The sequence below is a fragment of the Clostridium boliviensis genome, assembly GCF_033342255.1.
In the GTDB taxonomy this organism is placed as follows: Bacteria; Bacillota; Clostridia; order Lachnospirales; family Lachnospiraceae; genus Lacrimispora; species Lacrimispora boliviensis.
Genome location: NZ_JAWONS010000011.1, coordinates 1 through 12,906, shown reverse-complemented (window position 1 = coordinate 12,906; position 12,906 = coordinate 1). Strand labels below are relative to the sequence as shown.

The 12,906-nt window shown below is 43.1% G+C and carries 11 protein-coding genes; 3 read left to right on the top strand and 8 right to left on the bottom strand.

Annotation, left to right across the window (positions count from 1 at the left end; all coding sequences use genetic code 11):
• Positions 1–11 precede the first annotated feature (11 nt).
• Positions 12–1,964, top strand: a complete 1,953-nt coding sequence (locus RZO55_RS00450; protein ID WP_318062334.1) for an oxidoreductase — start codon at positions 12–14, stop codon at positions 1,962–1,964.
• A 60-nt stretch (positions 1,965–2,024) separates the two neighbouring features.
• Here RZO55_RS00450 and RZO55_RS00445 read toward each other — a convergent pair whose 3' ends face one another.
• The 3 genes from RZO55_RS00445 to RZO55_RS00435 form a co-directional block, all read right to left on the bottom strand.
• Complete coding sequence (locus RZO55_RS00445) at positions 2,025–2,639, bottom strand: hypothetical protein (protein WP_318062333.1); 615 nt, start codon at positions 2,637–2,639, stop codon at positions 2,025–2,027.
• Positions 2,640–2,794: 155 nt separating this feature from the next.
• The gene (xynC, locus tag RZO55_RS00440) at positions 2,795–5,635 is read right to left on the bottom strand and encodes a glucuronoarabinoxylan endo-1,4-beta-xylanase XynC (RefSeq protein ID WP_318062332.1); all 2,841 of its coding nucleotides are present in this window, start codon (positions 5,633–5,635) and stop codon (positions 2,795–2,797) included.
• An 18-nt stretch (positions 5,636–5,653) separates the two neighbouring features.
• Positions 5,654–7,108, bottom strand: coding sequence for a glycoside hydrolase family 43 protein (locus tag RZO55_RS00435; protein WP_318062331.1), 1,455 nt, complete (start codon positions 7,106–7,108; stop codon positions 5,654–5,656).
• 180 nt (positions 7,109–7,288) lie between these two features.
• Between RZO55_RS00435 and RZO55_RS00430 the strand changes: the two genes are divergently transcribed.
• Positions 7,289–7,807: a peptidoglycan-binding domain-containing protein gene (locus tag RZO55_RS00430; RefSeq protein ID WP_318062330.1), complete on the top strand. Its 519-nt coding sequence runs from the start codon at positions 7,289–7,291 to the stop codon at positions 7,805–7,807.
• A gap of 76 nt (positions 7,808–7,883) precedes the next feature.
• Here RZO55_RS00430 and RZO55_RS00425 read toward each other — a convergent pair whose 3' ends face one another.
• The 4 genes from RZO55_RS00425 to cbiM all read right to left on the bottom strand — a co-directional run bounded on the left by RZO55_RS00425 (position 7,884) and on the right by cbiM (position 11,221).
• Entirely contained in the window at positions 7,884–8,543 is a 660-nt protein-coding gene (locus RZO55_RS00425; RefSeq protein WP_318062329.1) for a hypothetical protein, read from the bottom strand.
• A gap of 108 nt (positions 8,544–8,651) precedes the next feature.
• A complete protein-coding gene (locus RZO55_RS00420; RefSeq protein ID WP_318062328.1) occupies positions 8,652–9,401 on the bottom strand; it encodes an energy-coupling factor ABC transporter ATP-binding protein in 750 nt (249 codons plus the stop codon).
• Between the two features lies 1 nt (position 9,402).
• On the bottom strand, positions 9,403–10,227 hold the full coding sequence (locus RZO55_RS00415; protein WP_318062327.1) for an energy-coupling factor transporter transmembrane component T: 825 nt from the start codon (positions 10,225–10,227) through the stop codon (positions 9,403–9,405).
• Positions 10,220–11,221 carry a cobalt transporter CbiM gene (gene cbiM, locus RZO55_RS00410; protein WP_318062326.1) on the bottom strand — a complete coding sequence of 334 codons (1,002 nt, stop codon included), beginning with the start codon at positions 11,219–11,221 and terminating at the stop codon, positions 10,220–10,222. Before cbiM ends, RZO55_RS00415 begins: the two co-directional genes overlap by 8 nt.
• 250 nt (positions 11,222–11,471) lie before the next feature.
• Between cbiM and rsmH the strand changes: the two genes are divergently transcribed.
• The gene (gene rsmH, locus RZO55_RS00405; protein ID WP_318062325.1) at positions 11,472–12,521 is read left to right on the top strand and encodes a 16S rRNA (cytosine(1402)-N(4))-methyltransferase RsmH; all 1,050 of its coding nucleotides are present in this window, start codon (positions 11,472–11,474) and stop codon (positions 12,519–12,521) included.
• Positions 12,522–12,587: 66 nt separating this feature from the next.
• Here rsmH and RZO55_RS00400 read toward each other — a convergent pair.
• Positions 12,588–12,906: hypothetical protein (locus RZO55_RS00400; RefSeq protein ID WP_318062324.1), on the bottom strand; the 319-nt coding region annotated here is incomplete at its 5' end.

Sequence of the window (12,906 nt, the reverse complement as noted above, 5' to 3'; positions counted from 1 at the left end):
AAGGATTTATTATGAACTATCCAAATTTATTTTCTCCTTTAAGAATAGGCTCTTTAACAATCAAAAACCGCGTAGTAATGGGCGCAATGGGAAACATGACCGCAAATCCGGACCAGACGGTCTCTGATAAGGAAATCGCATACTATGCCGCCCGTGCAAAGGGAGGGGTCGGACTGATCGTTAACGAAGTAACCCGTGTAAATGATGAACATGGTATGATGGGCGACCGCCAGACTTCTGTTACGGATGACAGATTTATCCCCGATCTTGCCAGACTTGCCGATGCAGTTCACTACTATGACGGAGCCATCTTCGTTCAGCTTCACCACCCTGGACGCCAGACCGCAGTACCAGGCGGTATGTGCGCAACCCCCAGCGGCGTGAAAAGCCTGCTTATAAACTGGCCCTGCTTTGAGATGACAACCGAACAGGTAGAAGGGCTTGTAAAACAGTTTGTAGACGGTGCAGAGCGGTGTAAAAAAGCCGGAATTGATGGAGTTGAGATCCACGCTGCCCACGGCTACTTACTCAATCAGTTCCTCTCCTCCTATACCAATAAAAGAACGGATAAATACGGCGGCAGCCCTCAGAAACGTGCCCGTATCATTCAGGAAATCGTTACAGGCATTCGTGAGAGACTTGGCGACTACCCAATTATGCTGAGAATATCAGCAGATGAATTTCTCGAGCGCTCTGTATTCCCTATCCCAGAAAACGAAACAGGTTTAAAACTGGAGGAATCCATTGAGATTGTTAAGTATTTAGTACCGTTTGGAATTGATGCTGTAAATGTCTCTGCAGGTGTTTATGAAACTATGAACGAAGCCTGGGAACCAGTATCCTATCCAGAAGGCTGGAAAGTATATCTTGCGGAAGAGATTAAAAAAGTAATCGACGTTCCCGTGTTTGCAGTAGGGGTAATCCGAAATCCCGAATTTGCGGAAAATATCATTGCACAGGGACGCACAGACGGAGTGACCATTGCACGCGGAATGTTAGCAGACCCGGAATGGTGCAATAAAGCCCAAAGCGGACGCACCAATGAGATCCGGCGCTGTATCTCATGCCTTAACTGTATGGAAACAATGTTTGACGGCATTAACTGTTCTGTAAACCCCCGTACCGGACAGGAATGGTTCTATAATGACATGGAAAACAACGGAGATGGACGTTGTGTTGCCGTAGTCGGAGCCGGTCCTGCAGGAATGGAAGCCGCACTGACGCTTGCCCAGAGAGGCTTTGACGTTACATTATTTGAAAAATGCGATCACCTTGGCGGCCAGGTATGGCTTGGCTCAAAACCCCCATGCAAAGAAAAAATGGGCTGGATGGGTGAATACTATGAAAACATGTTTAAAAAGCTGGGTGTAAACGTTCGGCTGAACACCCCCGCCACTACAGAGGAAATCAAAAAACTCACCCCCCATGCTGTATTTGTTGCAACCGGCTCAAAACCAGTCATCCCCGGATCTATCCCTGGTGTGAATGGTTCCAATGTCTATACACCAGAGGAGATTCTCAGCGGAACGGTATCATTTTCAAATAAGAAAGTCGCAGTAATCGGTTCCGGACTGACCGGTATGGAAACAGCAGAGCTGCTTGCAAGTTCTGGAAATACTCTGAAAATTGTAGATATGGCAGAGGAAATAGGACCAGGGGCCTACTGGCAGCCGCTGACTGATATTAAGAAAAAGCTGGGTGCATCTAATCCAGAATATTATCCTGGTCATAAACTGCTTGAAATTTTACCCGACGGAGTTGTTACAGAAGATAAAGACGGAAATGAAAAGAAGCTGGCTGCTGACGGCGTTGTACTTTCCCTTGGGGTAAAACCAGATAACCATCTGGCCGATGAACTGAAAAAAGAATTTGAAAACGTGATTGTGGTCGGTGATGCCAATCACATCGGCAGAATTAAGCAGGCCGTTGCTTCCGGATACCGCGAGGCATACAAACTTCACTGATTCTTTCTCTTGCAGTGCATAAGTGCCCTCCTCCTATATCAAAGAGGGGGCACTTGAATTTTAATGCAGCGGCTGCGGCTCCTGCAGTAGCACCATTCCGCCCTTACGCTTATAGCCAGTCTCCCACAGTTCATTGAAAGAAAGCCATCGAAATCCGCCATAAGTGGCAATTTTTACATAAAATTCATTCTCAGATTCTTCATATCCCACCAGCATAAACCAATGCCATACCAGATCCTTAAAATTAACGTTCCTATGCCGGAGCTGTAAAAAGGGAATGGGAATTCCCCTGTCAATCTGATCTTTCACTTTATTTGCAGCTTCCTTTACCGGAGTATCACCAGGACAGCCGGACAGCTGTATTCTCTGCTCATTTACGTATTCTAAATATTGATTAAAACCATTCATAAATATATCAAGGGTATCGATACCCCCGAATCGCGGTCTTAAATAAGGTTTCATAATGCCGGAAAATTTAATATAAGCTTCTTTGTCAAGTCTTTGTATTTCAAATGGATACAGATGAGTTTTGTTGTGATGGAATGCCAGATTAACGCAGACATCACATGCAGCTGCTGCTCCGCAGCCGCCTAAATGCATCATCGGATCCCGGAACCAGTCCTGATTTCCCCCAAAGGAATCTCCAATACTGAAATAAGGTAATTCTCTCTTCATCTTTCTCCTTTCATTTTCCTGATATAAACGTATTATAATACCGCATTCCTTTCTAGTAAACATAAGATCAAATAACTTAAGAAATAAAAGCGTGAAACAAGGCACCCTGACCGATTGTCAAAGCACCCTGCCTCATTTCTGTTATATGTACCTGATTATCTTAGATTTGTAACAAAGGTTGTGACGCTTCTGCCTGGAAGCTGAGCTGTAAATGAGTTCCCGGATACGTTGTAACCGGGGCCTGCTGCAAGATTTCTGCTTCCGTCTGTAATCCAGGAAGAAACCGAACCTCCCGTTCCGTTCTGGAATGTAAATTTCTGGCTGACTGTATATGTGTTTTTATTAATCGCCACAATTACTGCCTTATTATCTCCTTTATAAGCAGACACATAGACACTGGAAGCCGGATTTCTGGTGGCGTCCACTCTCACGTATCCAGGTCTGACAAACTTGGAGAAATGAGCCATATTATAGCCACGTTTACTGATTGTACCATCCTCCTTCATCGGACCGTACTGCCTGCGGATATACCACCACACATAAGTCTGAAACTCTCCTAATACCATGGCATTGTGAATATGATAGGAAACCTCAAGCGCCTCCGGCCACAAATCTGCAGAGTTATTGTTGCTGTTTGGATAATATACCTCCGTCATCCAGAGTTCTTTATTGGCTCCCTTCTGCTTAAACAGCGGATATGCAAAGCTGCTCTCAGGCGTGCCGTAAAGATGGGCTCCAAGGATATCCAAATTGGCAAGTGCCCTGGAATCATTTAAAATTGGATCTGACATGTTTTTCATATAAGAAAATGACTCCGGTGCAATAACCCTGCAGTTAATGGATCCTGCGTAATCCCTCATGAAATTCAGCATCTCGGAAGGAGTCCACCAGGTCCAGGTATGAGCATAATCCGGCTCATTCTGAACAGATATGGCATACAGCTCCGCTCCGTTATTTCTCATATAAGAAACAAAATCATTGAGATGCTGGGCATAGGCAGCGTATTTATCGCGTCTTAACCGTTTCTGCCCTTTCACACCGTCACGGGTGAACGTTTCTACCATGTCACTGGGCGGATTCCATGGGGAAGCAAACAGTATTGCTCCTTTTTCCTTTGCCTTTCTCGCAGTTGCCAGCTCTCTGCTCCAGTTATTCCTGTTTTCGTCTATATAGATTCTTAAAACTGTAAATCCCAGCTGGTTATTTCCGTTTCCGAAAGCAGTTTCTCTTTGGGCTGCAGTTAAATCTCCAATCCAGGCAGGATGGTTGATTCCGCCAAACCCCCTGATCAACTGTTTCTGCGCTGCCAGATTAATTGCTGCATCCCCCCCTGATGCGGCAGCTTCCATATCTGCTTCCAGCATTTCTACTGTAACTACAGTCTCTGCTGTAACGTCAGTCTCTGCCATACCTGAAGTTCTTCCTCTTGAGGAAGCAAAACGGAACCAGTTGACATCAACGTATCCGCCCGAAGAAGCTGTATTAAAGTTATAGATACCAAACTTATCTCCCTGGAAGAATCCCAGGTCGAACGGCATATTCAGCTGTCCGCCAAGACGGTTAAAGTTAATATTGTCAGTACTGTAGGAGAATACTGCCTTATTGGTAAGAAGGTCTGCATCCGCCCGCAGGTAAACAATCTGATTGTAAAGCACCGGACCATTGGTGATCACTCCCTGTCCGTCTTCTTTTGCATTGATATTAGCTGTAATCCTTTTCACACCCCCTGATTTTACCACACCAATGGTTCCATAAGGAATGTTAAGGAGGCAGAGTCCGGCCTGATCTCCATCTGCCATATTGGCAGTATCCAGCTCGATGGTTCCCTGACAGCCAGGGCCCTGTACTCTCTGAGTTAAGGTATTGGCAGCTCTCCATAAGTTATTTGCCTGTTTCGCATGAAGCCTTAAGTATCCCGGACGCTCACGTAATGACCACTTGCTGTTATCCGGATAATGATTCCACTGCCACTGAACACCCAGAACAGGGGAATTAAATTCATCGGTATCAGGTATGGTACGAACCGGATAGGAAGCACCTACATTGGGTTTTCTGTAGGTAATGGGAACATTGCCCATTGTATAGTTTTTTCCGGCGATTGTTACATTCCGGACTGTGGATGGGTCGCCAAGAACCGGCCAGTCATTCTGCCACTGCATAGGTAACAGAATATCTCTGCGGCCTAATCCGCCGCCATCCTGAAATACATAGAACCACCACTCTCCGGTTGGGGTATCAATGGGACCTCCCTGATGAATCTGGCTTCCGCCTGGTATACTTGGTCCATTTAAAAGAATTCTGGTCTCATATGGCCCGTAAATATTTCTGGACCGCAGACAATAGGTAAAGGATTCCGGCGGTGTAGAGTTTCGGAATATGTAGTAAAACCCGTTCTTTTTAATCACATGGGTTCCTTCCACCAGATATCTTCCGGTAGCACCCTCGATACGGGTGGATACTCTGCTGTCAACCACAGATTTATAATCCCCGCTCAGTCTGCTGATTCTCACATCATTTGCTTCTGAAATGATATAACCCGTTCCGTCATCGTCAAGAAACAGTGCAGGATCATGAAATCCCCGGTTAAATACTGTTTTTGTGTAAGGGCCTTCCGGATTCGTGGCGGTACACAGAATGAATCTGCCCTGCGCCTGATAAATCCCTACATAATAAACGCCATTTCGATATGCAATAGTAGGAGCCCAGCATCCATGTCCATAATCCTCAAAGTTGTTGGTTAGCGTATAGGATTTTCCGGTTCCGTTTAAATCTGTTGTAACATATCCGATTATTTCCCAGTTTATCAGATCTTTTGAGTGCATAATTGGTATGCTGGGAAAGGATACAAACGTAGAGCTGACCATATAGAAATCACTACCAACCCGGATTGCCGCAATATCGGGATAATCCGCATTTAAAATTGGATTGGTGTAGGTACCGTTTCCATTATCAGACTGCCATGCTGCTTTCATCTCATCTTTCATTACATCTTCCATAATAAAACCCCTTTCCGTTTAAGAAAACTGCCAATAATCAAAATTAAACAAGTTTCCGTATCCATTTCCAGTAAATACAAAGAACAGTTTATGTACGCCTGTGGCTCCATTAATGGATGTCTCCACTGTTCTCCAGTTCTGCATACCGCCGGTATTGGGAACATTCAGCGTTCCTACAAGCCTGCCGTTCACGCTGTCAAGACGTACCTCGATTTTCCCCCCTGAAGTGGAGGCAACGTTTGCGTTAAAGCTTCTGGCACCTCTGGATCCAAAATCTGCATTACCGACTGCAACCCAGTCTCCGTTTTGAATTCCGGTTACATTCTGATTGTTTTCAGGACCTCCCCAGGCATAGCTTTTCTCTGTTAAGATTCTGCCGTTCCAGCCAATGGTTTCCGCCTCAACCCGATTATAAGGATTTAAATTGGAAAGCTGACCCACTCCTGCGTAGTTTGCCGCAACCTCACGGATGCTTCCGTCACCGTTATGATACAACGGATTGATGTGGGGAGAACGGTACCCTCTTCCGGAACCGTATAATGCCAGACTTACGGTCTGGGCATGATAAACCACATACCACTGATTCTTAAACTGGAAAACACAATGGTGGTTATTTCCGCCAGCTCCGAAAAAGCTGCCTGGATTCTTTAAGAAATGGCCTGCATAGGTAAATGGTCCCATGGGACTTCTGCTGGTCATGTATCCGATTTCTCCCGCAGGTATATTGCCTGGGTGAGAGCCGGAAAAGTTGATACAGTAAGAGTAATAGTAAACTCCATTCAGTTTATGAATTCCCGAATCCTCAAACATGAAAGGTGCGTCAATGGTGACGGCACTTCCCACAATACTTGTCATATCCGCTCCCAGACGGAGCACTCTGGCTGTCCTGGGATTTGCTATCTGGGACTGTGACGGTCTCTGACCTCCGGGAATACCGCCGCCGCAGTATAAATAACCAGTTCCATCACTGTCTACAAATACAGCCGGATCAAAGAGCCATACCACACCGGCAACACCAGGTGTGCTACTCGTGACAAGTGCTCTTCCTAATGGGTCACGCCACGGTCCTATGGGACTGTCCGCTGTAAGTACGCCGATTCCACCGCCTCCATTGGCAAAGTAAAGGAAAAATTTGTCCTTTCCATTGATATTTTTCACAGCAGCAGCCGGCGCCCATGAACCGCCTGCCCATTTTGCAATACCCTGTCCTCCGTTTGCTCCATTTGCACCTGCAACAGGAATGGCACCGTGATCAGTCCAGTTCACCATATCTTCTGATGATATTACAAAAACACTTTTTAAATTACTAAAACTATTCTCCCGGATTGATCCATCCGGATTGTACTCGTAATTATCACTGGACATATAGAGATATACTCTTCCATTATAAGTCAGTGCAAAGGGATCCGCTCCTAAGTGATGATCAATAAGGGGGTTGGAATTACCTACCGATTTTGCAATTGTTGTACTCATGATTCATTACCTCCTATAATTTTTAATTTCAACTGATCCCCCTTAGCCGGCATAGACGGAGAAACAATTGATCTGCAAATCTAGTTAATAGAAAGAATGGAGGGGGGGAGTTTGTAAACTGGAATAAAATATTTTTTAAATATAAAATGCTTTATTTTACTTGCAGGTACCGGATATTATATGAAAGATGACAAGCTTCGTTACAGTGCAGGAGTAAAGACCATGCAGGGAAAATTAAATGCTGCAGGACATAGCTGCGGTACTCCCGATGGAAAATTTGGTAATAATACCGATACTGCGGTTAGAGGTTTTCAGAGATCCAGAAGTCTTACTATAGACGGCAAGGCTGGGAAATCCACGCTTACTGCTCTTGATAAGGCAGGCTCTGGCGGCAGTGCCAGTACTGCTGCCAAAAACTTAAAAAAGAAATTAGGTTCAATAATCTCATCTTTTGCTTCAAAACACGCAATTGGCGAAGATGTATTGGGCGGTTTTATCCTCACAGAATCCTCCGGATCAGGTTTTTCCGGAGGAAAGCTGTTAATTCGTTTTGAAAATCATATTTTCTTGAAGAATGTTCCAAGTGCCTCCAAGACCTTCAAGGTTGAAAACAAAGTACATTATTATTACAAAAACGGGAAATGGAACAAGACTCATACAGGGAAACGCAGCCGATTACGCGAATGCCTGACCCCTTGAATTTATTAACAAGCGCCCTAAGTGTCCTTGAACACCTGGGGCGCTTGTTTAAAGAAAGCCTGAAAAAAATCAACAGCTATTTATTTTTCAGATACTCATAAATGTGATCGATACTCATATCTTTTTCTTCAATATGATCGTTTACGTCATCTGTCAAGTCCTTTGCCAGAATAAAATCCTTTTTATCTGCCTGGAATATCCTGGCTTTAGGGCGAGCCTCCATACCCTGAGGACCGGCACCGGAAATATAGTTAATAATAACGATTACGTCCTTTAATTTATCGCCATTTACATCCCTGAACGCCACAGATTCCACGCTGTCAAAAAGCCCGGCATATTGGTCGGTTTTATTATTTTCTCCATAATACGGGAATGAGAAAACCACCTTATTATCTTTTGTCAGGTAAAATGAGACGTCTTCAAAATCTGAACCAGCCCCTGGACCATAGGATACAAACCTCACATCACCCCAATCATTTAACTCAACCTGAAAGGACTGATCCTGTATGATCCGGTTTTCGTCCAGAGATAAATTTAAACCGGAGGATACCCCTGGCTCAGATGAAGCGGATTCTGTGTCTCCGCTTTTTGAGCCGCCAGCTGTTTCATTATTAACTTCGATTCCGTTTGTGCTTTCTGACTCCAAAGGGATGTTCTCAGCCTTTAGCTTTTGGCAACCGGTAGAAAAACATAATGTTAAAATTGCTACTGTACATAAAATCACTTTTCTTTTCATGCTCTATCCCCTTATACTATTTTTTAAATCAACTTCATACTCTATTAAATATACAAATTATTATATATTTGACTGAAAAACTTATCAAGTCTATCTATTGCTATTTTCTCAAACATGGAAATGATAGGACTGATCCACAAGATTTACCCTTTTTAAAAGCTCTTCATCCTTGAGCAGTTCTTCTGTCTTCCCATCTGCCACTATTGAATGGGTTTCATCAAAGAGAATGGACCTTTCGGAAATTTCCTGTACCAGTTCCAGATTATGAGTGGAGGTTATTAGTGTCTTTCCCGCTTTGTTCAGTTTATTTAAAAAATCCACCAGCCATCTTTGCGTTTTAGGATCAAGCCCGTTCATTGGTTCATCAAGCACAAGAACCTCCGGATTTAAAGACATCACACACGCAATTGCAACTTTGCGTTTTTCTCCGCCGCTTAAATGATAAGGAGTTCTTTTACTGAATTCCTGTATGCCCAGCAAAGCAAGGCAGTCATTCACCCTGCTCTCCACCTCTGATTCCGTATACCCCATCTGTCTCGGTCCGAAAGCGACTTCATCATAGACACTGGAACAAAACAACTGTGTATCGGAATTCTGAAATACGAATCCAATTCTCTGATGGAGGAGTTTAGAGAATCTGGTATCCTGAAGCTTTTTATGGGTCACTTCTTCACCGTGAAACAGGTAACTGCCTCTGTCTGGTGAAATTATTCCATTTATCAGTTTTAACAGAGTTGACTTACCGCAACCATTGGCCCCCATTAATGCAATTGCCTCACCTGTTTTTATACTGAGATTAATGTGATTTAATGCAATTGTATCCGAATAAGAAAAGCAGATATCATTCAAGTCAATCATGTTACATCCTTCCGAAGTAAATAAACAGTATTAGAAAGCCAATATTCAACACGATATAGAGATAATCCGGCCATTTTAACACTGATTTATTATTAATGTGATACTCACCTGTAAATCCCCTGCATTCCATAGCATGGTACATATCTTCCGCAAGTTCCTTTGACTGAAGAAACACAGATCCTGTTATACCTGCCATTGACGAATACTTGCTGCGGTTCTTCCCAACAGACCGGAGTCTTAAAGCGTAAAACATATTCAGCGACAATTCCCCCAGCAAATATATATATTTTATCGTAATATCCAGAATAAAGATAAAAATATCAGGAATATAAAATTTCTTCAGTGCTTCCGTAAGCGCACTCCATTTTGCTGAGTGGGAAAGCAGCCCCATTGCAGTAATTGTTGCAAAAACCTTCGTCGTAATCATAATACTGCTATAAGTATTACCCAGAATAAATGCCGGAAGCATTACTACAGAAGTGCATAAGGTAACACCTGCACTCATCTTTAAGATTCTTACCAGCCGTTCTGAATCTGTCATACTTAAAACCGCCAGCAGCCAGACATTTATAATGATTACAAATATAAAACTTCTCGTTAGCGAAAGCAGCACAATAAGAAGAAATGTACCCAAAACATGAAGAGGTACATGAATCCGTGATCCCGTTACCCCTTGTGAATCCTGCTTCTTTATTCTTGATATAACCTTAAATACAGACAGGATACTTTTATTAACAAAAGTATCCTTATCCGCTAACGGTATATAGTTTTCATCTTTTAAAAGCCAATCCGGCAGATCAGCCGGCTTATTTTCTGCACTATCCAACGTTGTTTCCAGCCTTGTCTTTTTTCAGATTACTGAGTATCTTAAAGAAAATGATCATAATTGCCACACCAGCAACTGCAGATAACAGATATCCGGCAACTTCAGGCAGACCGCTTACAGCATAATCCGGCATGGCCGCATTAAAATTAAAACCTTCCCTCATACCGCGAGGGACAAATCCCAATGCATTCCCTCCGGATACAATCTCCTTAATTTCATCTGCGCCCCACTCTCCCCATGCAGTACCTGTTGCCAGAAGGCCCAGAGGAGTAAAGCAGATCAGTCCGGCTACCAGACCGTATACAGCTTTCGTTTTTTCTCTGGTTCCCTTGTAAAATGTACCTAGAGATACCTTTTTTATGTAAACAATAATTGCAGCTGTAAAGACGGCTTCTACAATTCCTGCAACCAGAAGATGGGGAATCAGCATCGCAGGTATGGAGACCGAAAAGGGATAAGGACAATAAAGTGCCTGCCCTGCACCATCTTTAAATAATAGCGGCTGAATTCCAAATTCTATTGCAGCACATAATGCGGCTACATTAATTCCTGCATAAGATCCCAGAATAATGCCCAGGTATTCTCCTTTTTCCGACCTTACATGATCTTTTATCAGTTTATAAATATAATATCCAAAAAACGGTAAAATAAATGCCATATTAAAACAATTAGCTCCAAAAGCAAGAATCCCGCCATCGCCAAATAACAGTGCCTGAATAAACAGTGCTACCGTAACGCTGATACAGGCAGCATAAGGTCCCATTAATATCGCCAGAAGCGTTCCTCCTACAGCATGTCCTGTGGTTCCTCCCGGAAGCGGTACATTAAACATCATAAGAAGAAATGAAAACGCCGCGCCTACACCAAGCAATGGTATCTTTGCTTTAGGAATCTCTTCCTTCACCTTTCTGACTGCCTTCGTCCAAACGGGAACCATAGCAGCCCCCATAGCGGCACACGTTGACGGGCTTAAATAATTGTCTGGAATATGCATCTTCCTACCAGCCTTTCATAATTTTACTTAATACTAAGTACAATTATAAAACATTATATCTTATCGGCAAGCCCCGGTGGAGGATATTATTTTTATACTTTTATGCTAACTAATAGCTCTGTTCTCATAAATCCGATCAATGATATAATTTTTAAATTCCTTACTAATTAACCATTTGCTATTATGGCATGCTTTTGATATCATGTTATCAGATGAAACAAAAAAGATATTTAATGAAGGCGGAATTAAAATGGATAATCAGGAACAAAAACATCAGCGGCGTCCCAGGTATAAAGGAACTCACCCAAAGGCTTTTAAGGATAAATATAAAGAACTGAACCCAGAGCTATACTCTGATACTGTAGCAAAGGTAATACAAAAGGGCAATACTCCTGCCGGCATGCATCGCTCCATCTGTGTAAAAGAAATACTTGAGATTTTAAAAATCACCCCTGGACAGACTGGATTAGACGCAACCTTAGGTTACGGCGGCCATACGTTAGAGATGTTGAAATGTCTGAATTCTAAAGGGCATTTATTTGCTACCGATGTAGATCCCATCGAATTACCCAGAACACAGGAGCGCCTGGAAAACCTGGGCTATGGTCCGGAGATACTGACAATCAGACAAACAAATTTTTCCAATATAGATCAGATAATTCCGGAATCAGGACCTCTTGATTTTATCCTGGCTGATTTAGGTGTATCATCCATGCAGATAGACAATCCGGAAAGAGGGTTTTCATTTAAGACTGAGGGGCCTTTGGACCTGCGTCTGAACCCTTCAAAAGGCATCTCTGCCGCAAAACGGCTGAAAACCATTTCAGAAAGCGAATTATACGGCATGCTTTTAGAGAATTCGGACGAACCTTATGCCGAAGAGATCGCCCGTGCTGTCTGTCTGGCGATTAAAAAAGGGGAAGAGATTACCACTACATCCCAGTTCCAGAAAATTATAAAAGATACATTACAGTTTATTTCAGAAAAAGACAGGAACAACGAAATAAAAAAATCCTGTCAAAGATGTTTTCAGGCATTGAGAATTGATGTGAATAATGAATTTGAAGTGTTATATGATTTTTTAGAGAAACTGCCTGCTGCATTGGCCGAGGACGGACGTGTTGCCATTCTTACCTTTCACTCCGGCGAAGACAGGCTGGTTAAAAAATCCTTTCAGCAATACTACCGGAAAGGGATCTATAAAGAGATTGCTCCTGAAGCAATCCGCCCCTCTGCACAGGAACGTAATTCCAACGGACGTGCAAAGTGTGCCAAATTACGCTGGGCTGTAAAATCATAAAATTGGTTCCATTTTATAAAAATACTGCCGCAAATGAGTGATTCCCATTTGCGGCAGTCTGACTTATTAATCAATCATGAAACTTGCTACACCGATATTATTCAATGTAATGATTGGTTTGCACCAGAATGTATTGGAGCAATTTTCAGCCAGCCTTACTTTTAAGATATAACACCCTTCATAAGGTACTGCAAATTCAAAACAGCCGCATACGTTAATCCGGGCACAGAATAACAAGGTATCCGTATCATGACATCTCTTGTATAATTTCACATCCCAATCATGGAATCCACCGCAGCAGCACCCCCAGATACATCCGCAGATAACTCCTGGTTTAATCAGACACTCCTGGCATACAGGACATGGCTCTGGTTTCGGGCATTTA

Bases quoted from the DNA above. Each gene is read 5' to 3' on its own strand.
- cbiM (WP_318062326.1), bottom strand. From the start codon at position 11,221: ATGCATATTCCAGACAATTATTTAAGCCCGTCAACGTGTGCCGCTATG.
- RZO55_RS00445 (WP_318062333.1), bottom strand. From the start codon at position 2,639: ATGAAGAGAGAATTACCTTATTTCAGTATTGGAGATTCCTTTGGGGGA.
- RZO55_RS00425 (WP_318062329.1), bottom strand. From the start codon at position 8,543: ATGAAAAGAAAAGTGATTTTATGTACAGTAGCAATTTTAACATTATGT.
- RZO55_RS00450 (WP_318062334.1), top strand. From the start codon at position 12: ATGAACTATCCAAATTTATTTTCTCCTTTAAGAATAGGCTCTTTAACA.
- xynC (WP_318062332.1), bottom strand. From the start codon at position 5,635: ATGGAAGATGTAATGAAAGATGAGATGAAAGCAGCATGGCAGTCTGAT.
- RZO55_RS00430 (WP_318062330.1), top strand. From the start codon at position 7,289: ATGAAAGATGACAAGCTTCGTTACAGTGCAGGAGTAAAGACCATGCAG.
- RZO55_RS00420 (WP_318062328.1), bottom strand. From the start codon at position 9,401: ATGATTGACTTGAATGATATCTGCTTTTCTTATTCGGATACAATTGCA.
- rsmH (WP_318062325.1), top strand. From the start codon at position 11,472: ATGGATAATCAGGAACAAAAACATCAGCGGCGTCCCAGGTATAAAGGA.
- RZO55_RS00435 (WP_318062331.1), bottom strand. From the start codon at position 7,108: ATGAGTACAACAATTGCAAAATCGGTAGGTAATTCCAACCCCCTTATT.